This window comes from Sanguibacter sp. 25GB23B1 (assembly GCF_040012415.1).
Taxonomy (GTDB): domain Bacteria; phylum Actinomycetota; class Actinomycetes; order Actinomycetales; family Cellulomonadaceae; genus Sanguibacter.
Map to the genome: position 1 here is coordinate 1 of NZ_JBDYKL010000001.1, position 26,779 is coordinate 26,779.

The 26,779-nt window shown below is 72.3% G+C and carries 26 protein-coding genes and 2 riboswitches; of the genes, 13 read left to right on the plus strand and 13 right to left on the minus strand.

All coding sequences use genetic code 11. The features are described from left to right. Nucleotides 1-103 precede the first annotated feature (103 nt). On the plus strand, nucleotides 104-724 hold the full coding sequence (locus ABKW26_RS00005; RefSeq protein WP_348590332.1) for a pentapeptide repeat-containing protein: 621 nt from the start codon (nucleotides 104-106) through the stop codon (nucleotides 722-724). Between the two features lie 64 nt (nucleotides 725-788). On the opposite strand, the gene ABKW26_RS00010 is transcribed toward ABKW26_RS00005, so the two are convergent. Continuing rightward, entirely contained in the window at nucleotides 789-1,157 is a 369-nt protein-coding gene (locus ABKW26_RS00010; RefSeq protein ID WP_348590333.1) for a hypothetical protein, read from the minus strand. Between the two features lie 151 nt (nucleotides 1,158-1,308). On the opposite strand from ABKW26_RS00010, the gene ABKW26_RS00015 reads away from it, so the two are divergent. Beyond that, nucleotides 1,309-2,535 carry an RtcB family protein gene (locus tag ABKW26_RS00015; protein WP_348590334.1) on the plus strand — a complete coding sequence of 409 codons (1,227 nt, stop codon included), beginning with the start codon at nucleotides 1,309-1,311 and terminating at the stop codon, nucleotides 2,533-2,535. A 47-nt stretch (nucleotides 2,536-2,582) separates the two neighbouring features. Here the strand turns inward: ABKW26_RS00015 and ABKW26_RS00020 are convergent, their stop codons facing one another. The 3 genes from ABKW26_RS00020 to ABKW26_RS00030 all read right to left on the minus strand — a co-directional run bounded on the left by ABKW26_RS00020 (nucleotide 2,583) and on the right by ABKW26_RS00030 (nucleotide 6,234). Beyond that, entirely contained in the window at nucleotides 2,583-3,458 is an 876-nt protein-coding gene (locus tag ABKW26_RS00020) for a nucleotidyltransferase domain-containing protein (protein ID WP_348590335.1), read from the minus strand. A gap of 231 nt (nucleotides 3,459-3,689) precedes the next feature. Continuing rightward, on the minus strand, nucleotides 3,690-4,724 hold the full coding sequence (locus ABKW26_RS00025) for an endo alpha-1,4 polygalactosaminidase (protein ID WP_348590336.1): 1,035 nt from the start codon (nucleotides 4,722-4,724) through the stop codon (nucleotides 3,690-3,692). A gap of 73 nt (nucleotides 4,725-4,797) precedes the next feature. Next, a complete protein-coding gene (locus ABKW26_RS00030; protein ID WP_348590337.1) occupies nucleotides 4,798-6,234 on the minus strand; it encodes an aminotransferase class V-fold PLP-dependent enzyme in 1,437 nt (478 codons plus the stop codon). A 46-nt stretch (nucleotides 6,235-6,280) separates the two neighbouring features. After that, a riboswitch (SAM riboswitch) is annotated at nucleotides 6,281-6,395 on the minus strand. Between the two features lie 110 nt (nucleotides 6,396-6,505). Then, a riboswitch (SAM riboswitch) is annotated at nucleotides 6,506-6,601 on the plus strand. A 14-nt stretch (nucleotides 6,602-6,615) separates the two neighbouring features. Here ABKW26_RS00030 and ABKW26_RS00035 point away from each other — a divergent pair. Beyond that, a complete protein-coding gene (locus ABKW26_RS00035; protein ID WP_348590338.1) occupies nucleotides 6,616-7,044 on the plus strand; it encodes a rhodanese-like domain-containing protein in 429 nt (142 codons plus the stop codon). A 5-nt stretch (nucleotides 7,045-7,049) separates the two neighbouring features. Then, nucleotides 7,050-8,270, plus strand: coding sequence for an O-succinylhomoserine sulfhydrylase (locus tag ABKW26_RS00040; protein WP_348590339.1), 1,221 nt, complete (start codon nucleotides 7,050-7,052; stop codon nucleotides 8,268-8,270). 205 nt (nucleotides 8,271-8,475) lie between these two features. Here the strand turns inward: ABKW26_RS00040 and ABKW26_RS00045 are convergent, their stop codons facing one another. The 4 genes from ABKW26_RS00045 to purS form a co-directional block, all read right to left on the minus strand. Continuing rightward, nucleotides 8,476-8,679, minus strand: coding sequence for a hypothetical protein (locus tag ABKW26_RS00045; RefSeq protein ID WP_348590340.1), 204 nt, complete (start codon nucleotides 8,677-8,679; stop codon nucleotides 8,476-8,478). Between the two features lie 95 nt (nucleotides 8,680-8,774). Beyond that, entirely contained in the window at nucleotides 8,775-9,266 is a 492-nt protein-coding gene (locus ABKW26_RS00050) for a GNAT family N-acetyltransferase (RefSeq protein WP_348590341.1), read from the minus strand. 65 nt (nucleotides 9,267-9,331) lie between these two features. Further along, nucleotides 9,332-10,054: a phosphoribosylformylglycinamidine synthase subunit PurQ gene (gene purQ / locus ABKW26_RS00055; RefSeq protein ID WP_348590342.1), complete on the minus strand. Its 723-nt coding sequence runs from the start codon at nucleotides 10,052-10,054 to the stop codon at nucleotides 9,332-9,334. Continuing rightward, a complete protein-coding gene (gene purS, locus ABKW26_RS00060; RefSeq protein ID WP_348590343.1) occupies nucleotides 10,051-10,317 on the minus strand; it encodes a phosphoribosylformylglycinamidine synthase subunit PurS in 267 nt (88 codons plus the stop codon). Before purS ends, purQ begins: the two co-directional genes overlap by 4 nt. Nucleotides 10,318-10,597: 280 nt before the next feature. On the opposite strand from purS, the gene ABKW26_RS00065 reads away from it, so the two are divergent. The 3 genes from ABKW26_RS00065 to ABKW26_RS00075 are packed head-to-tail and all read left to right on the plus strand — an operon-like array spanning nucleotide 10,598 to nucleotide 13,089. Continuing rightward, nucleotides 10,598-11,044 carry a hypothetical protein gene (locus tag ABKW26_RS00065; protein ID WP_348590344.1) on the plus strand — a complete coding sequence of 149 codons (447 nt, stop codon included), beginning with the start codon at nucleotides 10,598-10,600 and terminating at the stop codon, nucleotides 11,042-11,044. A 50-nt stretch (nucleotides 11,045-11,094) separates the two neighbouring features. Beyond that, nucleotides 11,095-11,850 (plus strand): hypothetical protein, encoded by a 756-nt coding sequence (locus ABKW26_RS00070; protein WP_348590345.1) that lies wholly within the window; start codon nucleotides 11,095-11,097, stop codon nucleotides 11,848-11,850. Nucleotides 11,851-11,895: 45 nt separating this feature from the next. Beyond that, nucleotides 11,896-13,089, plus strand: coding sequence for a hypothetical protein (locus tag ABKW26_RS00075; protein WP_348590346.1), 1,194 nt, complete (start codon nucleotides 11,896-11,898; stop codon nucleotides 13,087-13,089). A gap of 86 nt (nucleotides 13,090-13,175) precedes the next feature. On the opposite strand, the gene ABKW26_RS00080 is transcribed toward ABKW26_RS00075, so the two are convergent. The 5 genes from ABKW26_RS00080 to ABKW26_RS00100 form a co-directional block, all read right to left on the minus strand. After that, complete coding sequence (locus ABKW26_RS00080) at nucleotides 13,176-14,009, minus strand: ABC transporter ATP-binding protein (protein ID WP_348590347.1); 834 nt, start codon at nucleotides 14,007-14,009, stop codon at nucleotides 13,176-13,178. 1 nt (nucleotide 14,010) lies between these two features. Then, nucleotides 14,011-15,087, minus strand: a complete 1,077-nt coding sequence (locus tag ABKW26_RS00085) for an iron chelate uptake ABC transporter family permease subunit (protein WP_348590348.1) — start codon at nucleotides 15,085-15,087, stop codon at nucleotides 14,011-14,013. 26 nt (nucleotides 15,088-15,113) lie between these two features. Then, complete coding sequence (locus ABKW26_RS00090) at nucleotides 15,114-16,202, minus strand: iron chelate uptake ABC transporter family permease subunit (RefSeq protein WP_348590349.1); 1,089 nt, start codon at nucleotides 16,200-16,202, stop codon at nucleotides 15,114-15,116. A gap of 19 nt (nucleotides 16,203-16,221) precedes the next feature. Beyond that, nucleotides 16,222-17,265 (minus strand): ABC transporter substrate-binding protein, encoded by a 1,044-nt coding sequence (locus ABKW26_RS00095; RefSeq protein ID WP_348590350.1) that lies wholly within the window; start codon nucleotides 17,263-17,265, stop codon nucleotides 16,222-16,224. A gap of 92 nt (nucleotides 17,266-17,357) precedes the next feature. Beyond that, nucleotides 17,358-18,395 (minus strand): siderophore-interacting protein, encoded by a 1,038-nt coding sequence (locus ABKW26_RS00100; RefSeq protein WP_348590351.1) that lies wholly within the window; start codon nucleotides 18,393-18,395, stop codon nucleotides 17,358-17,360. A gap of 181 nt (nucleotides 18,396-18,576) precedes the next feature. Between ABKW26_RS00100 and ABKW26_RS00105 the strand changes: the two genes are divergently transcribed. From ABKW26_RS00105 to ABKW26_RS00130, 6 genes are read left to right on the plus strand one after another with little or no spacing between them, the layout of a single operon-like run. Next, nucleotides 18,577-20,067, plus strand: coding sequence for a pyridoxal-dependent decarboxylase (locus ABKW26_RS00105; RefSeq protein WP_348590352.1), 1,491 nt, complete (start codon nucleotides 18,577-18,579; stop codon nucleotides 20,065-20,067). After that, complete coding sequence (locus ABKW26_RS00110) at nucleotides 20,064-21,422, plus strand: SidA/IucD/PvdA family monooxygenase (protein ID WP_348590353.1); 1,359 nt, start codon at nucleotides 20,064-20,066, stop codon at nucleotides 21,420-21,422. The genes ABKW26_RS00105 and ABKW26_RS00110 overlap by 4 nt, the downstream gene beginning before the upstream one ends. After that, complete coding sequence (locus ABKW26_RS00115; RefSeq protein ID WP_348590354.1) at nucleotides 21,419-22,009, plus strand: GNAT family N-acetyltransferase; 591 nt, start codon at nucleotides 21,419-21,421, stop codon at nucleotides 22,007-22,009. Before ABKW26_RS00110 ends, ABKW26_RS00115 begins: the two co-directional genes overlap by 4 nt. Continuing rightward, a complete protein-coding gene (locus ABKW26_RS00120; protein WP_348590355.1) occupies nucleotides 22,006-23,931 on the plus strand; it encodes an IucA/IucC family protein in 1,926 nt (641 codons plus the stop codon). Before ABKW26_RS00115 ends, ABKW26_RS00120 begins: the two co-directional genes overlap by 4 nt. After that, nucleotides 23,921-26,137, plus strand: a complete 2,217-nt coding sequence (locus tag ABKW26_RS00125) for a penicillin acylase family protein (protein WP_348590356.1) — start codon at nucleotides 23,921-23,923, stop codon at nucleotides 26,135-26,137. The genes ABKW26_RS00120 and ABKW26_RS00125 overlap by 11 nt, the downstream gene beginning before the upstream one ends. Beyond that, the gene (locus ABKW26_RS00130; RefSeq protein WP_348590357.1) at nucleotides 26,134-26,757 is read left to right on the plus strand and encodes a GNAT family N-acetyltransferase; all 624 of its coding nucleotides are present in this window, start codon (nucleotides 26,134-26,136) and stop codon (nucleotides 26,755-26,757) included. Before ABKW26_RS00125 ends, ABKW26_RS00130 begins: the two co-directional genes overlap by 4 nt. Nucleotides 26,758-26,779 lie beyond the last annotated feature (22 nt).

Here is a 26,779-nt window from a genome sequence, read left to right on the forward strand (position 1 = left end):
GACCTGGCGCACCCGGACGATCATCAGCGCGACCGGGGCAGGTGGACGCGGACCTGGGGCGGCGGCGAGCAGCCGCGTCAGGCCTGCGTGAGAGGCTGAAGCCATGCCGCACGACGACGAGACCCCCGACGCCCCACAGACACTCGAGCCCGAGGGCTACGTCGAGAAGGGGATCTTCGACGGCACCGATCTCCGGGACGTCGACGCGTCCGGCTCCCGCATCATCGACTCGGAGTTCCGCGGCGCGAACCTCTCCGGCATGGACCTCGGCTCCGCCCGGCTCATGGACTGCACGCTCGAGAGCGTCAGCGCCGACACCCTCGACGCGGCGTCGGGCTCCTGGCTCGACGTGACCGTCCGCGCCAGCCGTCTCGGCGGCATCCAGGCGTACTCCGGCGACTGGTCTCGCGTGACGTTCCGCAACGTCAAGATCGACTACCTCAATCTGCGCGACGCCCGCCTGAGCGAGGTCCGCTTCGAGGACTGCGTCATCGGCGAGCTCGACCTCTCCCGCGTCCGCGCCAGCGTGGTGTCCTTTCCCGGTACCCGGATCGACCAGCTCACGACGACCGCCACCCAGCTCAAGCGCGTCGACCTCAGCGGCGCACGGCTCAGCGTGATCACCGGCCTCGCGGGTCTCAAGGGAGCGACCATCAGCGAGGAGCAGCTCCACGACCTCGGCCCGTCGTTCGCGGCGCACCTCGGGATCGCGATCGCCGACTGACGTCAGAGCGCTGTCCTGTCCTGGTCGCCGAGACCCAGCCCGTCGTCGATCGTGTCATCCCGGATCAGCCGAAGAGCGCAGCGAAGCCGACGAGCACGCCGAGGTGGACGAGGACCGCGAGCGCGCTGACCGCGAGCCCCAGCCACGCGAGGACGATGCAGGCGAGCGCCTGAGAGCGCCCCGCGCGGTACCGGCGGGCTCGCCCGACGTGCCCTGCGACGATGGCACCGATCGAGCAGACGACCGCCACGGTGAGGAAGAACGGCGCGTAGAGCCATCCGAGGAACGTCCCGAAGCTCGCCAGAGCAGCGACGACGCCGATCAAGAACCACCCGCTGACCTGGGCAGGACGGTTCCGCCGCTCTCCGGGGGTCGTGGGAGTGATGTCCCGCGCTCGCACGGGAGGCCCTTCCGGGACAGGCTGATGGTGCACGGCTGCACAGTAGCGGGCCGGTGCGCGAGGCGTCGACGCGGGAGCGCCGGCGCGGAAAATGGGAGGCGACCAGCAGCAACGGTCCACTACGGTCAGGCGCGCCGCACAGCCCGGGTGACGCTCCCGGCCGGCACTGATCGAGAGAGGCATCATGCACACCGAGTTCCCCGTCCCCCTCCCGGGCGCGAAGGCGCCGACGCTCATGTGGGCCCACCCGCACGACGTCGGCCCCGAGGCGCTCCAGCAGCTGCGCAACATCGCAGCCCTGCCGTGGGTCGAGGGCGTCCGCGTCATGCCGGACGTCCACCTGGGGAAGGGGGCGACGGTCGGCTCGGTCATCGCGATGCGAGATGCCGTCTCGCCCAACGCGGTCGGCGTGGACATCGGCTGCGGCATGATCGGCGTCCGGACCTCCTTGACGGCCTCGGACCTGCCCGACGACCTCGGCCCGCTGCGGTCGGCGTTCGAGCGGGCTGTCCCGGTCGGGTACCACTCGCACGGCTCGGCCGTAGACGTCAGCCGGCTGCGGCCCGTCCGCTCCGGGCCCGCGAGCGCTGCGTTCGTCTCGGGAACGGCATCGCTCTGGGGCCGGTTCTCGACGCTCCACGACGGCGTGCACCAGCTGGAGGCCCGGGCGCGCAAGCAGCTCGGGACGCTCGGTGGCGGCAACCACTTCATCGAGCTGTGCGTCGACCAGGACGACCAGGTGTGGCTGCAGCTGCACTCCGGGTCGCGGAACATCGGCAAGGAGCTCGCGGAGCGCCACGTGTCGATCGCGAAGGGTCTGGACCACAACCTCACGCTGCCGGACCGGGACCTGGCCGTGTTCCTCGCGGGCACCCCGCAGATGGACGCGTACCTGACCGACCTGCGGTGGGCGCAGGAGTACGCGGCGCGTTCGCGTGCGGTGATGATGGCGCTCGTCGTCGAGGAGGTCCGGACGGCCTTCGCGGGTCGGGACGTGGAGTTCGACGAGGCGGTCAACGTCCACCACAACTACGTGGCGGTCGAGCAGATCGACGGCGCGGAGCTCATCGTCACCCGCAAGGGCGCGATCCGGGCCGGTCTCGGGGAGCTCGGGCTCATCCCGGGCTCGATGGGCACGGGGTCGTACATCGTGCGGGGATTGGGGAACGACGTGTCGTTCCAGTCGGCGTCGCACGGCGCGGGCCGCCGGATGTCCCGGACGCGGGCCAAGAAGGAGTTCACGGTCGACGACCTCGCCGCGCAGACGTCGGGCGTGGAGTGCCGCAAGGACGCCGGGGTGGTCGACGAGATCCCCGGCGCCTACAAGGACCTCGACGCGGTCATCGCGGCACAGTCCGACCTCGTCGAGGTGGTCGCCCGGCTGCGCACGCTCCTCTGCGTGAAGGGCTGAGGGACCGGCTGACGCACAGCGCCCCGTCGGGCCGGGGTCGGCGGGGCTCAGCCCGACCAGTAGGCCAGGTGCGTCCGGTGGAGCCAGTCGTCGACCCAGCGGCGGTCCGGGTGGTCGCGGAGGCTGGACGCATCGCGGAGCTCTTCGAGCTGCGTCTCCGCAGCCGAGATGGCAGCGACGACCCGTGACAGCTCCACCTCGCCGCTCCGCACGGCGCGCAACCAGCTGAGATGGGGCTCCGGCACCGGCAGGGTGATCCGGCCGGTCGTGAGGTACTCGACTCCCTGCACACCCAACCGCAGTGCGTGCATCGCGAACTTGGTGTCGTAGCCGTGCGCCGCGACGAGCTCCGGGCGGTTCGTGTGGGCGCCTCTCAGCCCGAGCATCGCTTCGCGCTGCGCACGGAGGTAGCCGAGGAACCGGTCCGCGGCGAGCTTCGACACGAACCGCGGGGCGTTCTCGACGAGCTCTGCGCCGGCCTCGTTGCGGTAGACGACCTCCTCGTCCGGGACGAACAGCGCGAGGAGCACGGTCGGGTTCCCGGCCAGCGCGAGCCGGCACCACTTGCGTGCCGAGTAGACGACGACGTCGAGGTCTCCGGCGCCGGACCTGTTCGCCAGGCCGCCGGGGCGGTCCCAGACGGTGTGCCGCTGGTACTGCTCGAACTCGATCTCGGTGCCTTGCGCGTCGGTCCCGCGCGGCACCCGGGCGAGGCCGGTCACGAGCTCGGCAGGCTCCAGGCAGATGCCCATCTCGTCGCGGTCGTCCTGGCCGGTGATCGCGGTGCCGTGCACGCCCGAGCCGACCTGGACCCTCAGGATCATCCCGGCTTCCGCGATCGCCCGCGCCTCGTCCGAGGCGTGCGGGTGCGCGAATCCCGGAGGCAGGTTCCTCTCCCCCTCGACGACGCCTACGCCCACCATCGACACCCTCCACGATCTCGGGACACGTGTCAGCCGACCGGCCGACCTGCTGCGCCCGACCCTACTGCCCCTCCCTCAGTTCAGGCCGCTCCTCGGCGTCGTGACAGGGCGTGCTCCTGCGGGCCGGGCGTGCGGTTCAGCGCACGCTCCGTCCTCGAGAGCACGCCCCGTCAGGCGTGGCGCGTGGAGCTCGCGGCACGGACCAGGGCCTGGTCGACCCGCGCGTCCCCGTCAGCAGCGCCCGTAGACGTAGTCCTCGTGGGTGGGGGTGACGAGGTCGAGGTCGCGCAGGACCATGTTGTCGGGACGCCCCGGCACGGCGCAGGTCGCGGCGAAGTCGCCCGCGTCCGGGTACTCGATGGCGAAGACGGCGCCGCCGTACACGTCCGTGAAGACGTCGCACTCTTCCCAGTAGCCGCACTCTTCGACGATCGCGAAGTCGAAGCCGATCTCGTCGCGGCCGCGAGCCTCCAGCTCGGCGGTGTTCTTCTGCCCGACGGCGAGCCCGAGCTCGTGCCCGCGCTCGACGTACAGGTGGGCGGCGGCGACGGTGTCGTCGAGGTCGAGGGCACCGCCGGACCGGGAGTAGGAGTCGAGGTTGTCGAACTCGATGGCGTCGAAACCGCGTTCCGCGCACGTGGCCATGGTGGCCGCCATGATGTCCGCGATCGCCTCGCGCTTCACGTCCGTGGAGACGTCGAGGATGTACTCGTCGGGCCACCCCGGGTCCACGACGGGCTTGCCGGCCGCGGTGCGCAGGACGAGCTCGGGGTGCTCCGCGAGCCACGCGTCGGAGTCACCGGGCTGGGTCTGGAAACCGTTGACGTAGCAGACGTTGTACAGGCCCGGGGCGGGCTCGGCGGTGCTGTCCCGGACGACGAGGGTCACGTCGGCAGCGGGCGTGTACGCCCCGCCCAGCTGGTAGTCGCCGACGGCGTCCTCGGGGAAGGCCGCGCGCCCGGCGGGCTCGGACGTCGCAGCGTCGTCGACGGGGACGACCTCCGGCTCAGGCTCCTCGACGACGGGCGCCGGTGTCTCGACCGGCTCGGCGGGTACGGTCGGCACCACCACCTCCTCGGGCGCGGCGGGCGCCTCGACGGTGGGCTCCGGCGTGGGCTCTGCGGGCACCACCACCTCGACCGCGTCGGTGTTCTCGGTCGGCGCGGAGAGCGGAGGCCTCTCGTCGCAGGCGGTCAGCACCAGTGTCAGGGTGGCCGCCGCACACGCGATCCGGACAAAGCGGGTCGGAGCGAGGGTCTTTTTCACCCGGCGCACACTACGCCCTCGAGCGCTGTGGGTCGAGGGCGCTCACGAGTGGAGAGGGTCTCTGACCTGCTCCTCAGCCGTCCGTGCCAGGCACCGGGCCGCACCCGGCGGTGACGCCGAGGCCGGCCGACGCGGTCGCGATGAGCCCGGTGAGCCCGGAACCGGCGGGCAAGGGGCGCGGGTCGTCGACCACGGCCCAGCACCCGTCGACGACCTCGTACCGGGCGACCGGTCCGGCGGTGACGTAGGCGTGCAGAGCGGCGACGAGGCGGTCGACCTCGTCGAGGGTGGTGCCGACGCCGACGCTCGCGCGGACCGCGCCGGCGTCGTAGCCGAGGCGCGCGAGGAGCGGGTGGGCGCAGAAGCGGCCGTCGCGGACGCCGATGCCGTGCTCGGCGGAGAGATAGGCCGCGACGAGGCCCGGGTCGTGGCCGACGACCGAGAACGTCACGACACCGACGGGGTCGACCGCGTCGGCCCAGGCCGTGACGATCTCGACCCCGGGGACGGCCGACAGCCCGTCGACCAGGCGCGTGCGCAGGACGGCCTCGTGAGCGGCGAGCGCGCCCTCGGGGAGCGCGCCGAGCGCGTCGCACGCTGCGGCGAGCGCGACCGCACCGACGACGTTCGGCGAGCCGGCCTCGTGGCGGGCGGGAGCGTCGGTCCAGACGACGTCCTCGACGCCGACCTGGCGCACCGCGCCTCCCCCTGCGAGGTACGGCACGCCAGTGTCGAGCCAGTCGCGGCGTCCCACGAGGGCACCGGACCCGAACGGTGCGTAGGTCTTGTGCCCTGAGAAGGCAATGTAGTCGACGTCGGTGTCGGCGAGGGAGAACCGGCGGTGCGGCACGAGCTGCGCGCCGTCGAGCACCACGCGCGCGCCGGCGGCGTGGGCCGCCGCGACGACGTCTGCGACGGGCAGCGACTCCCCGGTGACATTGGAGGCGCCGGTGACGGCGACGAGCGCGTACGACGCGGCGGCGAGCTCCGCACGGAGTGCGGCGAGCGTGGCCGCGACGGACGTCTCGCCGACGAGGACGGTCGCCCCGCCGGCGGCCCGCTGCCACGGCAGGAGGTTCGCGTGGTGCTCGACGTCGAGGACGAGCACCCGGCCCGGTGCGCCGTCCGGGCCGTCGGGGACACACCCGGCGAGGAGGTTGAGGGAGTCGGTCGTGTTGCGCGTGACGACCGTGACGTCGTCGGCGCGGGCACCGACGAACGACCCGATGGCGTGGCGGCTCGCCTCGTACAGGGCGGTCGAGACCTGGGAGAGGTACCCGGCGCCGCGGTGGACGCTCGCGTAGAGCGGGAGCACCTCGGCGACACGGTCGGCGACGGCCCGCAGCGCGGGGGCGCTCGCGGCGCAGTCGAGGTTGGCGTAGGTGAGGACGCGTCCGTCGACGAGCGGGACGAGCGTGTCCGAGCCGACGACGGGCAGGCAGCTCACGGAGCCTGGGGTCGCGGCAGTGGCTGTGGTGGCGGTGGTGCGCTCGAGAGTGGTGGCAGACATCCTGGGTCCTCCGACGATCGTGGGGACCGCTGTGCAGAAGCCTGCAGTCCCGCGCTTGCCGGAGGTCGACTGACTCCGGCCAGGTCTTCACCCGGGGCACCCCACCGCGGAAGGAGGGTTGCCGGCCAGCAAGCCGGGGCTATCTGCTGGCACTCGTGACCTGAGTCAACGATCGGGGACGCGACGGGCCGTGTCAACGCACCGACCGGGTCAATCTCACGATGTGATCACCCCGTCTCATTTCTGGAACGGCACGCGATCCTGAGACGTACGACCATCCAGAGCGGCTGAGTGACCAGGCACGACGACGCCGCAGCAACCCCCTCGTCCGACGAGGTGAGGGTGCTACCGCCCGGACCGATGGAACCACGGAGGCATCACATGACATATGCAGGCGACCTCACCCCCCAGCAGGCCTGGGACCTTCTGCGCGACGACCCGCGCGCCGTGATCGTCGACGTGCGCACCGAGGGCGAGTGGCACCAGGTCGGTGTCCCCGACGTCAGCGAGCTCGAGGGGCGGGACGTCGCCTTCGTCGAGTGGAACACCGCGTACGGACCGAACGAGAACTTCGTCGCCGAGGTCGCCGAGAAGACCGGCGTGCAGCCCGGCGACGAACGCCCCATCGTCTTCCTCTGCCGAGCCGGCAACCGTTCCATCGGGGCGGCGATCGACGCGACCGCAGCCGGGTTCGGGCCGTCGTACAACATCCTCGAGGGCTTCGAGGGCGACGCCGACGCCCGCGGGCAGCGGACCGTCAACGGGTGGCGCCTGCGCGGCCTCCCGTCGACGACGTACACCGGGGAGTGAGCCCGGTGACGGACGAGACTCCCCCGCGCAGCGCGCTGCGCCCCGCGACCCTCGCCGTCCGCGGCGGGCAGGTGCGCTCGAACTTCGAGGAGACCTCGGAGCCGATCTTCCTCACGCAGGGCTACGTCTACGGCTCGGGCGCCGAGGCCGAGGCGGCGTTCAAGGGCGAGGTCGACCGCTTCATCTACTCGCGCTACGGCAACCCGACGGTCCACATGTTCGAGGAGCGCCTGCGCCTGCTCGACGGGGCCGAAGCCTGCTACGCCACCGCGACCGGCATGTCCGCCGTCTTCACCTCGCTCGCCGCGCTCGTGAAGTCCGGGTCGCGCATCGTCTCCGCCCGCGCGCTCTTCGGCTCGACCGTCGTCATCTTCGAGGAGATCTTCAAGGACTGGGGCGTCACCGTCGACTACGTGGACGGTCACGAGACCGACCAGTGGGAGGCCGCGCTCTCGACGCCCGCCGACGTCGTCTTCTTCGAGACCCCGTCGAACCCGATGCAGGACATCGTCGACGTCCGCCGCGTGTGCGAGCTCGCCCACGCCGCCGGTGCGGTCGTCGTCCTCGACAACGTCTTTGCGACGCCCGTCCTCCAGCAGCCGTTCGCGCTCGGCGCCGACGTGGTCGTCTACTCCGCGACGAAGCACATCGACGGTCAGGGCCGCGTGCTCGGCGGTGCGATCCTCGGCTCGACGGAGTACATCGAGGGGCCGGTCCAGAAGTTCATCCGGAACACCGGTCCGTCGCTCAGCCCGTTCAACGCGTGGGTGCTGCTCAAGGGCCTCGAGACGCTCCCGCTGCGCGTCCACGCCCAGACGGCCGCCGCACTCAGGGTCGCCGAGCACCTCGAGACGCTCCCCGGCATCACGCGGGTGCGGTACCCGTTCCTGCCGTCGCACCCGCAGTACGAGCTCGCGCGCTCTCAGCAGTCGGGGGGCGGGACGGTCGTGACCTTCGACCTCGCAGTCCCGGAGGGCACGGACGCCGAGACGGCCAAGAAGCGTGCCTTCGCGTTCCTCGACGCGCTCGAGATCATCGACATCTCGAACAACCTCGGCGACGCGAAGTCCCTCGTCACGCACCCGGCGACCACGACGCACCGCAAGCTCGGCCCCGAGGGTCGCGCCGCCGTCGGGATCATGGAGACGACCGTGCGCCTGAGCATCGGCCTCGAGGACCCGCTGGACCTCATCGAAGACGTCGAGCGGGCGCTGGCCGCCGGCTGACCTGCACCCGTGGAGTTCGCCGACCTCGGGCACCTGACTCGACCTCGACCGTTCCAAGGCCCGAGGTCGAGGCCTATGCCCGAGGTCGAGGGGCGACGCGCTCGGTGTCAGAGCCGACGACCTGCGTGGCGCGGCCGGCCTCAGTGACACCATGGTCGAACATCAGGCCTCCACCGCCCGGCCGCGCGCGCTCGGGCGCACTCGTTCAGTCGCCACCGCCGCCGCCTCCGTCGCCGCCACCGCTGTCGCCGCCCCATCCGCCGCCGTCACCGCTGTCGCTACCGCCGCTGAACCATCCGCCGCCTCCGTCGTTCCCGCCCGTCGAGGATCCGCCGCTGGATCCTCGGCTCGCCCGCACGATGATCATGACGACGATCGAGATGGCGGCAACGGTGATGATGGGGACCATCACGCCTCCTGCATGCTCTGAGAGTCGAGCGCTCCGAGCGAGCCCCCGATCACGGCGACAGCCTAGCGGCACCCGCGGAGTGCCTGAGCTCCGGGTCAGGTGAGGCTCAGGGTGTAGCAGAGCGAGACCGGGTCGGTGACGTACGGGCCGTAGTTCTCGATGAGGGTGTAGCCGCACGCTTCGTAGAGTGCGCAGGCCTCCGGCTGGAGCATGCCGGTCTCGAGGACGAGCCGGTCGAGGCGGGCGTCGCGCGCATGCTCGTGGAGGGCTCCCATGACGAGCCGGGAGAGTCCCCGACGCCGGGCCTCCGGGCGCACGAACACCCGCTTGATCTCGCCGATGCGTCCCGGTCCGAGGTCGGGGTGCTCCCCCGTGATGTCCTGGACCGCGCCGCAGGCGCTCGTCCGGCCGTCGACGCGGACGAGCACCATGGCGACGAGACCGTGGCCGGTCGGCGGCGGTCCGGGCTCGCCCCGCCCGTAGCGGCCCCGGAGCTCGACCTGCTGTTCCTCGCGCAGCTCGTGCACCTCGGCGAGGTCCCAGGGGACGGTCTCGAGCGTGACGCCCGCGGGCATCGTCGAGGGCACCGCCGTAGCGGACCCCGGGTCGACGAGGGCTGGCGCCCCGGAGATGTTCACCACGGGCGGGCGGGTCAGGCGCGGACGAGCGAGCCGAGGACGGACGTGAAGAACCTCAGCCCGTCGGTGCCGGCACGGGGGCCACGCTCTGCGGCGGTGCCGAAGCCGGACTCGACGGCGTGCTCGGGGTGCGGCATGAGCCCGACGACGTTCCCGGCCGCGTTGGTGATGCCGGCGATCCCGCGGCGGGAGCCGTTGGGGTTGACGCCGGCGTAGCGGACCACGACGCGACCTTCGCCCTCGAGCTCGTCGAGGGTGTGCTCGTCGGCGACGAACTGGCCGTCCTGGTTCTTCAACGGGATGGTGATCTGCTCACCCTGCGTGTAGTCGCGCGTCCACGCGGTGGTGGCGTTCTCGACCGTGAGGGTCTGCTCGGTGCAGAGGAACGCGAGGCCGTCGTTCTTGATCATGGAGCCGGGCAGGAGGTGGGCCTCGGTGAGGATCTGGAAGCCGTTGCAGATGCCGAGGACGGGCAGGCCGCCGTTGGCGGCGTCGACGAGCGACTCCATGACGGGCGCGAAGCGGGAGATGGCGCCGGCACGGAGGTAGTCGCCGTAGGAGAAACCGCCGGGGAGGACGACGGCGTCGACGCCGTGGAGGTCGGCGTCTGCGTGCCAGAGCGGGACGGCGGTGCCGCCGGCGAGGCGGACGGCGCGGGCGGCGTCGCGGTCGTCGAGCGTGCCGGGGAAGGTGATGACGCCGATGCGGGTGCCGCCGAGGTGCTGGGTGTCGCTCATACCGCTGCGACCTCGTCGGACGCGTCGAACACGTTGACGACGTCCTCGATGATGGGGTTCGACAGGACGCGGTCCGCGGCCTCGCGGGCGGCGGCGAGCACCTCGGGGGTGACGGGCCCGTCGACCTCGAGCTCGAAACGCTTGCCCTGGCGGACGCTGGTGAACTGCGTGAAGCCCAGTCGCGGCAGGGCCCCGGCGACGGCCTTGCCCTGCGGGTCGAGGATCTCGGGCTTCGGCATGACGTCGACGACTACGCGTCCCACGGGGGCTCCTCAGGCTGGATTCTTGTCTGCTGCGGGTGCACGGTACAGACCGGTGGTCAGTTTATCGTGAGCGTCCAGCCCGGCGGGTGAGGGTCCCGTCGCTGAGACGTCGGGGGCACCAGCCCGACCTCCCCCGTCGACGTCCCGGCGCAGGTCAGGCCTCCAGGTCAAGGGGAGTTCTCACCATGCCTCGGGCCCCACCCCGCGCCCGGCGTGCCCTAGCCTTCAGGGAGGACGCGCACCGGTCTCGGGAGCCGTCGCACCGACGCGGGGGCCCAGCGTGACGAGCGATCTACCAGCACCTGCCGCGACCGGCACCGTGACGATCGACTCGATCGACGAGCTGCTCCTCAACGTCGCACGGGTCGAGGAGACGCTCATCCAGCTCGCTGAGGCACGTTTGCAGCTGAAGACGATCGCCACTCGGCCTCCACGCCAGGCGTGGTCTGCCGTCCCGTCGCTCGTCACGTTCGCTGCCACGTACGGCAGCGCTTCCTCCGCGATCATCGCCGTGCTCGACCAGGCAGAGCTCAAGATCGTCGGGATGGCTGAAGCGATCCGCACGTACGCCGCCGAGATGCAGTGGCAGGACCAGGCAACGCTCGACGCCCTCTCCTCGCTCGAGCGGAGGGTCGACGACGCCCTCGCCGCTCCTCCCCTCGTGACGTCGGGACTGCAGTACAACGGTCAGAGCATCAAGACGCGCCAGCACCAGCAGCCGATCTAGTGTCGCCCGCTGGTCCGCCCGACGCCGTCACACCATCAGGAAGGCAACCCGTGTCACAGTGGGAAAGTCCGGTCCCGCAGGGATCGCCGACCACGAGCCCGACTCCGAGCGGGTCGCAGTCGAGACGACGTCCAGCGATCACGGCGCTCGTCGGCGCGGGCGTCGCACTCGCGGTCGTCGGAGCCCTGGCGCTGTCCGGCGTGTTCGCCGGTGACGGCGACGACGCCCCGGACCCGCGTGCGTCGGCCGGTGCGGGCTCGACGCCGAGCGCGAGCACGACCCCCTCGGCCGAGCCGACACCCGAGGAGGACGTTCCCGGGGTGACCATCGGCACCGACGAGAACCCCTACGGCCCCGGAGACAGCTTCGTCATGCTCGACGACTGGACCATCACCCTCGGCGCCACCGACACCGACACGTGGCCCGACCTCGAACCCGGTCTCCGAGAGACGTGGCCGGACCAGATCGAGCAGTTCCAGCCCGCAGCCGGGATGGTCTACGTCTCTGCCCCCGCGAACGTCACCTACACGGGGGACCCCGCGGGCCTCGATCGCATCGAGTCCATCGTCGTCGAGCACGTCGCCGCCGACGGCACCGTGAGCGCGATCAACACGTGCGGAGACTTCGGGCTCGCCGTCGACACGTTCCACCCGATCGACCTCGACAAGGAGCCCGTGGTCGAGGGCGTCGCCTGCGTCGAGGTGTCCCCGGCTCAAGCTGCCGACGGTCGATGGCGAGTCTTCGTCGACTGGATCCGGCCGGACGGCCAGGGCGACTACGTCGAGGTCTTCTACACCGCAGGTTGAGCACACCCACACGTCACGACACACGGATCGACGACAGGAGCACCCATGACGGGGACGAACGAGACCGCTCTGGAGAAGATCCACCAGACGTCAGTTCTCGACTCTGGCTCGTACGACTCGGCGAAGCTCGCCAAGGCAGCTGCTGCGATCGCGAGCGTCGCCGACTCGATGAGTCTGATCGCGGCCAACGTCGGCTGGACCGGGTTGTCGGCGGAGAGCTCGGCGGAGACGTTCGTCGAGCTCGGTCGCAAGCTCTACGAGCACTCGGCGAACGTCACCTCCTTGGCGGCCATCGCCGATCAGGCGGAGGTGCTCGTCGCCTCGAAGCGGACGCTCGCCGACGGCATCGGTGGGCCGTCCTACAGGATCAGCGACCTCATGCAGAGCGCCCCGCTCACGGATGACCAGGCGGACGCCGTCGCGGCTCAGGCGCTGAGGCAGATCAACGCCGAGGCGTCCGTGATGCAGGCGACCGCCGAGACCGTGAGGCTGTTCGCGGTGGAGAACCCGGTGGACCCGCAGTCGCTCGTCGTGAGCACACCTCCCTCGGTCGGCACCTCCGACGACGGGTGGTCCGGCGAACCGTCACAGGGCGATGGTCAGCACGGTTCCGGTTCCGGTCTGGGTTCTGGTGGTGGTTACACGTCGGTCGACGGTGCGACCGGTGGGTACGTCAACGGTGCGGGCGGGTACGGGTCCGTCGACCGTGCCGGTGCGTCCGGCTTCGCCGGTTCCGGTGCCGGTGCGGGCGGGTCGATCGCTGCGGGCGGGAGCGGCGGCTCCGGGTCTCCTGGGATGAGCGCCGGTGTCATCGGCGCGGGTTCGGCGGGTCTGCTCGGTGGTGCCCGGTCGGGCGCGCTCGGCGGGGCCGGTTCGGGTCTGTTCGGCGGCGGTGGTGCGGGTAGTCGCGCAGGCGGTGCGTCCGTGGCCGGGACACCGGGCGCAGGAGGCACGGCGGGCGGTCGCGGGGCCGGCGTGCCCGGGACCGTTGCGGGAGCGACCGGATCGTCCGGGACCTCGGGCACGAGCGGCGGCATGATGGGCGGCGGCGGCGCCGGAGGCGCGGGCGGCAGCGCGAAGAAGGGCAAGCGCAGCTCAGCCGGATACCTCGCCCCGCGGATCGACGACGACCCGTCGAACCCACGACGCACCGACGCGATGCGTGCCGGCTCACGCGCCACCCTCGCCGCCCAGCCGCCACCCCCGCCCGTCGACGAACCCGACGGCGACCGCTGGTAACCCCAGCAGTCGGTATCACCCCAGATTCGTGGCGCACGCCCGAAGGCCACGAGACCTCCGTCGACGTCTTCTACGCCACCGCCTGATCAGACCGCCTTCGCACGCACCCCGAAGCGTCCGGGACCGATGAGGTGCGGCGCGGCGATCGGGACCATGAGCGGGGTCCCCGTCTCGGGGTCGTCGATGACGCGGCACCGGAGCCCGAAGACCTCTTCGATGCCCGCGGCCGTCACCACCTCGGCGGGCGTGCCCTGGCTGTGGATGCGGCCGTCCTTCATCGCGATGAGGTGGTCGGCGTACCGCGCCGAGAGGTTGAGGTCGTGCAGCACCATGACGATCGTGCGCCCCAGGGTCCGGTTGAGGCTGCACAGCAGGTCGAGGACCTCGACCTGGTGGCTCACGTCGAGAAAGGTCGTCGGCTCGTCGAGGAGGAGCACGTCCGTGCGCTGCGCGAGCGCCATCGCGATCCACACCCGCTGACGCTGACCACCGGAGAGCTCGTCGACAGGGCGCGCCGCCAGCTCGAGCGTCGACGTCGCCTCGAGCGCGTCCGCCACCGCCTCGTCGTCCTCGGCCGACCACTGCTTGAACCAGCCCTGGTGCGGGTAGCGGCCACGCCCCACGAGGTCCGCGACCGTGATGCCGTCGGGTGCGATCGGCGTCTGCGGCAGGAGGCCGAGCACCTTCGCAACGTCTTTGGTCGAGCGCGAGCGGATGTCCTCGCCGTCGAGCAGCACGGTCCCCGACTGCGGCGACAGCAACCGTGCGAGCCCGCGCAGGAGCGTCGACTTGCCGCACGCGTTCGCGCCGACGATGACGGTGATCTGCCCGGCCGGGATGTCGACGCTCAGCTCGGGGACGATGACGCGGGCGTCGTACCCGAGCGTGAGGTCCCGGGCGGCGAGCGTGTGGTGGACCATGTCAGCCCTTTCCGATGCGGTTGGACTGGGCGAGCAGCCACAGGAGGAACGGGGCACCGATGACGCCCGTGATGATCCCGACCGGCAGGCGCACCTCGCCGAAGAGCTGCGCGCCCGCGAAGTCGGCCGCAAGCACCACGCAGGCCCCGACGAGACCGGACTGCACGAGCGCGAGTCCCGAGCCCGGGGCGAGGCGCCGGGCGATGGGGCCGGAGAGGAACGCGACGAAGGCCACCGGTCCGGCGGCCGCGGTCGCGATCGCGGCGAGCGCCACCGCGGCGACGATGAGCGCGAGCTTCGACCGCTCGGGCCGCACCCCGATCCCGGCGGCGAGGTCGTCGCCGAGCTGGAGCCCGCGCAGCGGCCGGGAGAGGAACGCCACGACCGGCACGAGCGCCACGAGCGGCCAGAAGAGGCCGGGCAGCCGGCCCCACGAGCTCGAGTTGAGCGACCCGGTGATCCACACGAGCGCCTCGTTGGCGTCGATGACGTCGCCCCGGGTCAACGCGTAGCTCACCACGGCGTTGAGGACGGCCGCGACGCCGATACCCACGAGCACGAGGCGGTACCCCGAGACGGAGCCGCGCCACGCGAGCAGGTAGATGATCGTCGCGGACGCGAGCGCCCCGCCGAACGCGAAGGGCGCGGCGAGCGCGGGGTTGAGGCCGAAGAGCATGATCGCGACGACCGCCGCAGCGCTCGCACCCGCCGTGATGCCGATGATGTCCGGGCTCGCGAGGGGGTTGCGGACGAGCGTCTGGAAGATGGCGCCGGAGACGCCGAAAGCGACACCCACGCACAGCGCGGTGAGGGTGCGCGGCAGGCGCAGGTCCCACACGACGAACGTCGCGCCGTCGATGTCCGCGCCGCCGATGACACGCAGCACGTCGACGAAGGACACCATGAACGCCCCGACGCACAGGGTGAGCACCACGAGCCCGACGACCAGCGCCGCCAGTACGGCGGTCACCAGCCGCGACCGGGTGGTGCGCTCGCGCCGGGCCGCGCGCACGGTCTCGACCGGGCTGAGCGTCCCCGCGGGGACCGTCGGCGGCGCGGTCTCTGGTTCCGGACTCACGGACTCGGGGATCACCACAGGCGCGCTCACAGCTCGGCCAGCTTCCTGCGCCGCACGAGCGCGATGAACACGGGCGCCCCGATGAACGCGGTGACGATGCCGACCTGGAGCTGGCCGGGGTGCGCGACGATCCGCCCGAGGACGTCAGCGACGACGACGAGGACCGCGCCGAGCAGGCCGCTGTACGGGAGGATCCACCGGTAGTCCGGTCCGGTGATGGCGCGGGCGACGTGCGGGACGGTGAGCCCGACGAAGGCGACCGGCCCGGCCGCGGCCGTCGCGCCGCCGCAGAGGAGCACGACCCCCACGGCCGCGAGACCGCGCGCCAGGCCGACGTGCTGGCCGAGCCCGCGCGCGAGGTCGTCGCCGAGGGACAGGGCGTTGAGCACACGCCCGCTGACGAGCGCGACGACCATCCCCACGACGAGGTAGGGCAGGACGGTGCCGATGATGTCGAGCGAGCGCCCTGCGACGGAGCCGACCTGCCAGAAGCGGAACGTGTCCCAGGCGCGCGTGTTCATGATGAGCAGCGCCGTGATGACGGACGTGAGGGCCGCGGTGATGCACGCCCCGGCGAGGGCGAGCTTCACCGGGGTGGGCCCGCCCCGGCCGAAGGACGCGACCCAGTACACCGCGACGGCCGCGATCGCCGCGCCGGCGAAGGCGAACCACACGTGCGCGGCAGGCGACGTCACGCCGAGCACGACGATCCCGAGGACCACGAACATCGACGCCCCGGCGTTGACGCCGAGGATGCCCGGGTCGGCGATGGGGTTGCGGGTGAGCCCCTGCATGAGGGCACCGGCCAACCCGAGCGCGGCCCCGACGAGCAGGCCGAGGAGCGTCCGCGGGATGCGCGAGCGCACGGCCTCGTGGGCGATGTCCCCCGGGACGTACGCGGTGAGAGCGGCCCATGCCTCCGCCAGGGGGACCTGCCGGGCGCCGACGGCGACGCTCACGAGCGCGACGAGAACCACGACGCTGAGACAGGCGACGAGACCGAGCACGAGGACGCCGCGGCGCGGTGCGTGCGTGGCTCGCCCGTCACGCGGGCCAGCCGGCCGCGTGCCCCGGGGGGTCGCGACCGGCTGTCCGGTGGGAAGGGTGCTCGTCATGCGATGTGGTCGGCGGACGTCACTCGACGTTGTTCGCCGCCTCCTGGATGAGCGGGACGTACTGGTCCACGGCCCACGGGATGGACAGCGGCGACGGGGCCGACGTCGAGAGGATGAACGTCGGGTCGTCGAGCATGACGACCGCACCGCTGGCGATCGCGGGGATCGCACCGAGGAGCGGGTCGGCCTGGACGGCCGCGAGGTGCTCGGCGTTGTCGACGTATGCGAAGACGATGTCCGCGTCGATCGTGTCAGCCAGCTCGGCGCTGATCTCGCCGTAGAAGTAGTCGTTGCCCTCGGCGAGCTCGACGATGCTCGGCGCGCTCTCGAGGCCGAGGGACTCGACGAACTCGACGCGCGAGTCGGCCGGCGTGTAGTACGTGACGACCGACGGGTCCGTGGAGGAGAAGGACAGGTACGCGAAGGTCTTGCCCTCGATCTCCGGCGCCGACTCGACAGCGGTGGCGATGCCGTCCTCGATCTCGGTCTTCAGCGCGGCCGCCTCGTCCTCGAGGCCGAGCGCGCGGCCCGTCACGTCGAGCTGCTGGATCCAGTCGGTGCCCCAGGCGGCCTCGGGGTAGGCGATCGTCGGGGCGATCTTGCTCAGCTGCGAGTACTCGTCCTCGGTCATGCCGGAGTACGTGCCGAGGATGATGTCAGGTCCGGCGAGCTCGAGCTCGTCGTACGGGACGCCGTCCACGTCGGAGTAGAGGGCGGGACGCTCGTCGCCGAGCGTCTCGAGAGCCTCGAGCGTCCAGGGGAGGTATCCGTTCTCGTCGCCGCCGTAGGTGGAGAACGGCATCGTCACGGGCACGACGCCGAGCGCGATCGCCGCGTCCTGGTTGGCCCAGCTGACGGTCGCGACGCTCGTCGGTGCCTCCTCGATGACCGTCTCGCCGAGAGCGTGCTCGATCGTCACGGGGAACGCGCTGGTGTCGCCGGCGGCGCTCGTCGCGTCCGAGGACCCGGTGGTGTCGGTGCTGCACGCGGCGAGCGCGCCGAGGGCGAGGAGGCTGCCGGCGATCGTCGCGACGGCGCGCGTGGTGGTCTTGCTCGTGGTCACTGTGTGTCCTTGCGGCTCGAGCCGGGGCGGGTGCCCGGCCTGTGGAGGGGGTGGGAGAGAAAGGATGTGGGTGAGCTGCCGACGGGGCAGGCTCAGCACTCGGCCTTGCCGCGGCGCCAGTAGCCCATGAAGGCCACGGAGCGGCGGTCGATGCCGAGGTCGCGGACGAGGTGGCGGCGCAGGTCGCGGATGACGGCGGCCTCGCCGGCGATCCAGGCGTAGCAGCCGGAGAGCGCGGGCAGGCCCGGCTCCGCGTGGCCGGCGGGCACGTCCCAGAGGATGTCGGTGTCGATGTCGACGTCCTCCGGCTCGGCAGCCCGGACGGTCTGCCGGGCAGCGGTCGCGGCGCTGGCCAGCTCGGCGCAGTGCTCGCTCATGCGTTCACGGACGGCGGCGTCGAGCAGGACGCCGTGGTCGTGCCGCACTCCGGCGACGGCGTCGTGGCGCGGGAGCCAGGTGAGGGTCACGCCGTCGGGCACGGGGACCGTGAGGGCGTCGCCGCTCTCGGGGACCTCGATGAACGCGTGGGCGCGGGTCCCGGGGGGCAGCGTCGCGATGATCGACGTGATCGCGGGGGCGGCGGTCTCGTCACCGGCGAGCAGGAGCGTGGTGGCGGTGACGGGAGGCTGCCACTCGATCCCGCCGGGCTGGCCTGCGTAGAGGGCGTTGGGGCCGATGAGCACGGCCTCAGCACCGGGGACGACGCTCGCGACCCACCGTGACGCGGGGCCGCTGTGCGTGGGTGCGCCGTCTGGGCCAGGCTCGGTGCCGTGGAGGACGAAGTCGACGTCGACCTCGGCGCTCCCGCTGGAGGTCTCGTGTGCCGAGCGCGTCGCACGGATCGTGTAGGTGCGGAACGGGTGGCGGACGTCCTCGGGGAGGTCGCGCCACGCCTGGTACCAGCTGTCGCCGTCGAAGTCGGAGCGGACGGGTGCGCGGCCGGCCGAGTCGGGGAAGACGACCTTGATGCGCTGGTCGAGACCGCCGCTCCCGAAGAAGTCGAGGTCCGCGCCCGTGAACGTCACGCGGACGAACGACGGGCCGAGCCGCCGGACGGCGCCCACGGTCACGCCGAACGCGCGGAACGAGGGCTGCGTGCGCTCGAGCGTTGCCGTTGCGAGAGTGGTCATGATCCAAAGTATGGCATGCCTAACCTACGCGTCGGTATGGATTGCCTTACCTCAATCCTGTGAACTAGTTCACAGGAGCGCCCAGACGTAATCCCGGCAGTTCGTGCATTACGGTGGGCGCGAGACGCTCCATCTTAGGAGTGCCTTACCTACCCTCGTCCAGCCATCCGGGAGCAAACGCGTGCACGAGCTGCTGTCCTCCACCACAGCCGACACCTACACCGCCACGATGCACGACGCCGTCGGTCGCATCGCCGACCGGTTGCGCACCACCACCCAACCTTTCTCCGGCGCGAGCCGGCAGCAGCTCCAGGCGCTCGTCGACGCGATCGACCTCGACGGCCCCGGACGCGGCACGGCACTCGCTGTGGAGGAGGCCGACTCCCTCTTCGCCGAGCACGCCGTCTGGTTCCACCACCCCGACTACGCGGCGCACCTCAACTGCCCCGTCGCGCTGCCCGCCGTCGCCGCCGAGGCCGTGGTCTCCGCCGTCAACGCGTCGCTCGACACCTACGACCAGTCGGGGATCGGCACGCTCATGGAGCGCCGGCTCGTCGACTGGGTCAACGCCCGGATCGGCTTCACGAGCGGCGACGGGATCTTCACCTCCGGCGGCACCCAGTCGAACCTCCAGTCGCTCCTGCTCGCCCGCGAGCACGCCACCGCGCGCCACCCGCTGGGCCGGGCTGCGCTGCACCAGCTCGTCGTCGTCGCCACGGCGTCGAGCCACTTCAGCGTGCAGAAGTCCGCCCGGCTCCTCGGCCTGTGCGACGACGCGGTCCTCACCGTCGCGACCGACGCCCACGGCCGCATGCTCCCCGAGGCGCTCGCCGACACCCTGCGCGACGCCCGCGACGCCGGGCAGGTACCGATGTGCGTCGTCGCGACCGCCGGGACCACCGACCGCGGCTGCATCGACCCCCTCGCGTCGATCGCCGACGTCTGCGAGGACGCCGACGTGTGGCTGCACGTCGACGCCGCCTACGGCTGTGGCCTCCTCGTCTCCCCCACGCGCCGTCACCTGCTCGACGGCATCGAGCGCGCCCGCTCCGTGACCGTCGACTTCCACAAGAGCTTCTTCCAGCCCGTCTCGTCGAGCGCCGTCCTCGTCCGCGTCCCCGCCGACCTCGCGCCCGCCGCCTGGTACGCCGACTACCTCAACCCCGCCGGGAGCGGCGAGCCCAACCAGGTCGACAAGTCCCTCCAGACCACGCGCCGCTTCGACGCCCTCAAGCTCTGGGTCACCCTGCGCGCCCTCGGTGCCCACCGCCTCGGCGAGATGTTCGACGAGGTGATCGACCTCGCTGCCCAGGCGCACGAGGTCATCGCGGCCGACGCCGACCTCCAGCTCGTCGGCCGCTCCCAGCTGAGCACCGTCCTCTTCCGCTACCAGCCCGCAGGCCTCGACGACGCCGCCTCCGACCGCCTCGTGCCCCTCGTCCGCCGGGTCCTCTTCGAGTCCGGCCGCACCCTCGTGGCCAAGACCGTCATCGGCGGGCGCCCCTGCCTCAAGCTCACGCTGCTCAACCCCGAGGTGAGCGTCGCTGACGTGCGGCGGGTGCTCGCCCTCGTCAGCTCGACCGCGGCAGCCCTCGTCGAGGGGGACGCCCTGCTCGACCGCGCCTCCCACGCTCCCGCCCGCACCGTGCCCGCACCGGTGGGTGCACGATGAGCGCCGACCTCCGCACGTACGACGTGGTCGGCATCGGCATCGGCCCGTTCAACCTCGGCCTCGCCGCCCTGAGCGCACCGCTCGCGGAGCTCGACGCGGTCTTCCTCGACTCCGCGGACGGCTTCAGCTGGCACCCCGGCATGATGATCGAGGGCGCCACCATCCAGGTGCCGTTCCTCGCCGACCTCGTGACGATGGCCGACCCCACGTCGCGCTACTCCTTCCTCAGCTACCTCAAGGCCAGCGGCCGCCTGTACCCCTTCTACATCCGGGAGAGCTTCTACCCGCTGCGCGAGGAGTACGACGCGTACTGCCGGTGGGTGGCCGAGCATCTCGACACCCTGCGGTGGGGCAGGACGGTCGTCGACCTGGAGGTCGACGGCGACACGTACGTCGTGCGCGCCGTCCGCAGCGACACCGGCGAGGAGGAGACGTACCGCGCCCGGCACGTGGTGCTCGGGACGGGGACGAGCCCCGTCGTGCCCCCCGCTCTGCGGGACGTCCCCGGCCTCGCGGTGCACAGCTCCGAGTATCTGCCCCAGCGCGACCTCCTGCGCGCCGCGCGGTCCGTCACCGTGGTCGGCAGCGGCCAGTCCGCCGCCGAGATCTACCGGGACCTCCTCGAGACGGTCGGGGAGCAGCCCGCCCGCCTCGACTGGGTGACGCGCTCACCGCGCTTCTTCCCGATGGAGTACACGAAGCTCACGCTCGAGATGACCTCGCCCGAGTACACGGACCACTTCCACTCCCTGCCCCTCGAGACACGTCAACGGCTCGGCCGCGAGCAGCGCAGCCTCTACAAGGGGATCAGCGCCGCGCTCGTCGACGACATCTACGACACCCTCTACCGCAAGAGCGTCCGTGGACCCGTCCCGTCGACGCTGCTCACCGACACGGAGGTCCTCGGCGCCCGGTGGGACGCGGCGACCGAGGAGATCACGCTCCGCCTGCGGCACGGTCAGCTCGACGAGGCCCACGAGCACACGACCCACGCCCTCGTCCTCGCGACCGGGTACGCCGCCCGCGTCCCCGACTTCGTCCTCGGTGCCCGCGAGCACCTCGCGTGGGACGACCTGGGGCGGTTCGCGGTCGCCCGGGACTACACGATCGACGTCGCCGAAGTCGCCAGAGACGCCATCGGGCCCGACGCCCGGTCCGCGCGCGGGCGGGTGTTCGTGCAGAACGCCGAGGAGCACACGCACGGCCTCACCGCCCCGGACCTCGGTTTCGGTCCGTGGCGCAACTCCTCGATCCTCGCGACGATCACGGGCCGCGAGGTCTACCCCATGGAGCGGCGCATCGCGTTCCAGGAGTTCGGCGTGCCGGCCGGCGTACCGACGGGGGCGCTCCGGTGAGCGCCGAGACCACGGCGCCCGTCACGGCCGGCGTCCCGCTCGACATCACCATCGAGCCCTTCGACGTCGACCGGTACGCGCGCGTGCTGCACGCGTGGCTGCGCCACCCCGCGTCGGCGTTCTGGCAGATGGGTCACCTCGAGGCGGCCGAGGTCCTCGCGTACCTCCGCGAGATCGAGACCGACCCGCACCAGGACGCGTGGCTCGGGCGCGTCGGCGGAGAGCCGACCTTCCTCGTCGAGACCTACGACCCCGCGCACGTGCTCCTCGCCGGGATCCACGACGCCGAGCCCGGTGACATCGGGATGCACCTGCTCGTCTCGCCACCGCCAGCGCCGCCCGAGCCGCGCGTGCACGGGCTGACCTCGGCCGTCATGGCGGCCGTCGTGCGGTTCCTCTTCGACGAGCTCGACGCCCGGCGCGTCGTCGTCGAGCCCGACGTGACCAACGAGCCCATCGCCGTGAAGAACGCCGCCGTCGGCTTCCGCGTCCTGCGCGAGGTCGACCTCCCCGGCAAGCGTGCACGCCTGAGCGTCTGCACGCGTGACGACTTCGCCTCCAGCCACCTCGGACGGATCCACTCATGACTCTCACCGCACCGGCACCCGTCGCCCTGTCGTCCAGCGCCCCGACCAGCGCCCCGACCACCGCCCGCCCCGCCGGGCCCGAAGCTGCGGGGCCCGCCCAGGCACCGCACCTGCGCCCCGAGACGATGGCCGTCGCGCACCGCCACCTCGTCGCGAAGGCGTTGGCGGAGTTCAGCCACGAGCGCCTGCTCGCGCCGGTCCTGCTCGAGGACGCCGAGCCCGCGACCACAGCCGCGCCGTACCGGCTCACCCTCGACGGCGGCCGGGTCGTCTACCGCTTCCGCGCCCGCCGCACGGCGCTCGAGCACTGGGTCATCGAGGAGCCGAGCATCGCACGCGAGGTGGAGGGCGTCCCCGCACCGCTCGACGCCCTCGACCTCGTCCTCGAGCTCCAGCCCGACCTCCAGGTGCCCGACGACCTGCTGCCCGTCTACCTCGAAGAGCTCTCCTCGACCCTCGCGAGCGCAGCGTTCAAGGTCCACCACGGTGGCCCGAGCTCGCGCGAGCTCGTCGACGCGGACCTCGCCGCGGTCGAGCAGGCGATGACGGAGGGGCACCCCGGCTTCGTCGCGAACAACGGGCGCATCGGCTTCGGCGTCGCCGAGCACGCCGCCTACTCCCCCGAGGCCGGTGCGCCGATCCGGGTGGTGTGGCTCGCGGCCCGGCGCGCATCGACCCACCTCGCCCTCGGCGACGGCCTCGACGAGGACGCGTTCTACCGTGGCGAGCTCGGCGACGCGACGCTCGAGCGCTTCGACGCGACGTTGCGAGCGCTCGGCCACGACCCGGCCGGGTACCGGTACCTGCCCGTGCACCCGTGGCAGTGGGAGCACCGTGTCGCGGTGACCTTCGCGGCGGACCTGGGCCGCGGCGACCTCGTGCTGCTCGGCGAGGGGGACGACGAGTACCAGGCGCAGCAGTCCATCCGGACGCTCCTCAACCGGTCGCGCCCGGACCGCCACTACGTCAAGGTGGCGCTCGCGATCCAGAACATGGGCTTCCTGCGAGGGCTGTCGCCGGCGTACATGCGCCCGACGCCGGCGATCAACGACTGGGTCGCCGAGCTCGTCGACCAGGACGAGACGCTGCGCAGCTGCGGTTTCCGCGTCCTGCGCGAGCGGGTGTCGATCGGCTACACCGGCGACGTCTACCACCGCACCGCGCGCCCCAGCGCGCACCGCAAGATGCTCGCGGCGCTCTGGCGCGAGAGCCCGGTCTCCCTCGTGGAGCCCGATCAGAGCCTCGCGACGATGGCCGCGCTCCTGCACCGCGACGCCGACGGCGGCGCGTACGCCACAGCGCTCGTCGAGGCCTCCGGTCTCGACCCGGCCGAGTGGGTGCGCCGGTACCTGCGGGCCTACCTGCGGCCGGTCGTCCACTGCCTGCTCGTGCACGACCTCGTGTTCATGCCGCACGGGGAGAACCTCATCCTCGTCCTCGAGGACCACGTGCCCGTCGGGGTGTTCATGAAGGACATCGGCGAGGAGGTCGCCGTGGTCGCGGAGCGCCCCATGCCGGCGGACGTCCGGAGGATCTGCCACCCGGTCGACGACGAGGAGAAGGCGCTGTCCGTCTTCACCGACGTGTTCGACGGGTTCTTCCGGCACCTCGCGGCGATCCTCGACATCGATGGAGTGCTGCCGGAGGCCGAGTTCTGGGACCTCGTGGCGCGGTGCGTCGACGAGCACCGGGCGGACCACCCCGACCTCGAGACGGACGTCGACCTGCGCGCCGCCCGGTTCGCGCACTCCTGCCTCAACCGTCTCCAGCTGCGCAACACCCTGCAGATGGTCGACCTCACCGACCAGTCGTCGTCGCTCATCTACGCCGGGACGCTCGCCAACCCCGTCGCGGCGACCGCCCTCCCAGGGAGCACCCTCCCAGCGTCCACGCGCCCGCCGGTGGGTGGTCGTGACCGCTGAGCTCTTCCGCGACGCGTGGGGCGTCCCCCACCTGCGGGCGTCGGACCACCTCGAGCTCGCCGAGGCCCAGGGGCGTGTGACGGCCCTCGACCGTGGCTGGCAGATCGAGGTGGACCGCTGGCGCGCGCAGGGCCGGCTCGCCGAACGCATCGGTGCGGCGGGCGTCACGTGGGACGTCTTCGCGCGCCGCACCCGGATCGACGACACGGCCCAGCGGGTCTACGCCCGGCTCGCGGACGAGGACCGGGAGTGGGTCGACGCGTACGTGCACGGCGTGAACGCCGGCCTGCTCGCGGGCGTCGTGGCGGGCACGCGGCCGGTGGAGATCGGCCTGCTCGACGAGCACCACGGCGACGGGGACAGCGGCGACGGGGACGGCAGCGGCGAACACGGCGGTGGGACCCCGCACGAGCCGTGGGAGCCGTGGGCGCCGATCGGTGTGCTGCTCGTCGCGCACGCGCTCTTCTCGTCGTTCCCGCACCTGCTGTGGAACGAGCACGTGGCGAACGTCCTCGGCGAGGAGGCCGTGCCGCTCTTCGCCGAGTCGGTCGAGGGCGGGGCGCCGTCGTCGGGCAGCAACGCGTGGGCGCTCCACGGGTCGCGGACCGCGAGCGGTCGGCCGCTGCTCGCGGGCGACCCGCACCGGCTCCTCGAGCTGCCCGGTGTCTACCAGCAGATCCGGCTGTCCTGCCCCGACTTCGACGTCGTGGGCCTCGCGTTCCCCGGTGTCCCCGGTATCCCGCACTTCGGTCACACCGGTCATGCCGCCTGGGGCGTGACGAACGCGATGGCTCATCACGTCGAGGTGTTCCGCGAGCGCCTGCGGCGCGAGGGCGACGCGCTCGTCGCGCTCGGGCCGGACGGGTGGGAGCCAGCAGCACGATCGACCGCGCACATCCGGGTCCGTGGCGGCCAGGACGTGACGATCGAGGTCGTCGAGACCGCACGCGGTCCCGTCCTCGCCGACCTCGGCGGGGTGGGGACGACCACCGACGCGGGAGCGACCCACCCGGCAGGCGACGGGGGCCCGCCGAGCGTCAGCGAGACGCTCGCCCTGAGCCTGCGCGCCCCTGTGCGCGTCGACGCGGATGCGGGCGTCTCGGCGCTCCTCCCGCTCCTGCGCGCGCGCACCGCTGCCGACGTCGCCGACGCGCTCGCGCGCTGGGTCGACCCGGTCAACCGCGTGGTCGTGGCCGACACGGCGGGGACGGTCCTCGGCGTGGTCGCCGGGCGCCTGCCCGAGCGCTCTCCCACCGAGCGTGTCCGCCCGCACGACGCCTGGTCGGCTGCGGCCCGCCCAGCGCCGTGGTTGCGGCTCCCCGCGCCGCGCCTCGTCGACGACGTCGCCGTGGACGCGAACGACCGACCCCACGACCGGTCTTGGGACCTCGGGAGCGCCTACGCTCCCCCGCACCGGGCGGAGCGCGTCCGGTCGCTGCTCGCCGAGCGGCGCGCCGAGCGCCTCGACGTGCGGGACATGGAGGCGATCCATGCCGACACGCTGCTGCCCTGCACCGGCCTGCTCGACCGCATCGCCGACGCCGACGGCCTCGCACCCGGTGCGACGGACCTCCGGTCGCGGCTGCTCGCATGGGACCGGCACATGGATACGGACAGCGTCCCGGCTGCGGAGCTCGCGGCCGTCCGCTCGGCACTCGTCGTGCGGATCAGCGCGCACCCGGCGCTGCGCGCGCTCCACGCGCCGCACGGGACGGACGCCGCGCTCGACCCGTGGTTCGCGGTGGGACCGCGCGTCGCACACTCGCTCGAACGCCTGCTCGCCTCGCCGCTGCTCGGCATCGACGCCGCGGCCGAGGTGCGTGCAGCGCTCGAGGAGGTCGCCGCCCGGCCGGCTACGGACGGGTCCTGGGGTGATGCGCACCGGCTCCACGCGCTGCACGTCCTCGCAGACGTCCCCGGTTGTGCCGCCCCGACCGTGACCGCCGTGCCGCTCGGCGGCGACACCGACTGCGTGCGCTCGACGTCGTCGAGCCCCGGGACGAGCGACCTGTCCTGGCGTGGCTCGGTCGCCCGGTGGGTCTGGGACCTCGACGACCGCGAGCGCAGCCGCTGGATCGTGCCGTTCGGCGCGTCCGGGGACCCGCGCAGCCCGCACTTCACCGACCAGCTCCCGCTCTGGGCCGCCGCGACGACCGTCGAGGTCGTCACCGACTGGGCCCACCTCACCCGAGAGGACCTGCCATGACCGAGGTCACCGACGCACCGCTGGCCGCGCCGCCCCTGGACCACGTGCGACTTCACGGCGGTCCGCCTGGCACGCTCGTCGGAGACCGGACCCTCCCCGGGCTGGGCCGGATCACGACGACCGTCCTCGACCCGCGAGCCGACCTCGACGTGCTGCACCGGTGGGTGACCGCGCCAGGCACGGAGTTCTGGGGGCTCGCCGAGCTGGACCGCGAGGAGCTGGGCGACCTCTACGCCTACGTCGACTCGCTCCCCAGCCACCACGCCTTCCTCGTGCGCCGGGACGACGAACCGGTCGCGCTCCTCCAGACGTACGACCCCGCACAGGACCCCGTCGGCGAGTGCTACCCGGTGAGACCCGGCGACACCGGTGCGCACCTCCTGGTCGGTGGTCGCGGTGCACCCACTCCCGGTTTCGCGACGCGGCTCATGGCGACGATCCTCGACCTCCTCTTCACGCAGCCGGGCGCCGAGCGGATCGTCGTCGAGCCCGACGTCCGCAACGTCCGCGCGATCGCCCGCATGCGCCGCACCGGCTTCGAGCTCGGGCCGGAGATCGACCTGCCCACGAAGCGGGCACAGCTCGCGTTCCTCACACGGGAGGTGTGGGAGAACCCCTGAGCGGCACCTCTCGACGGGCCGA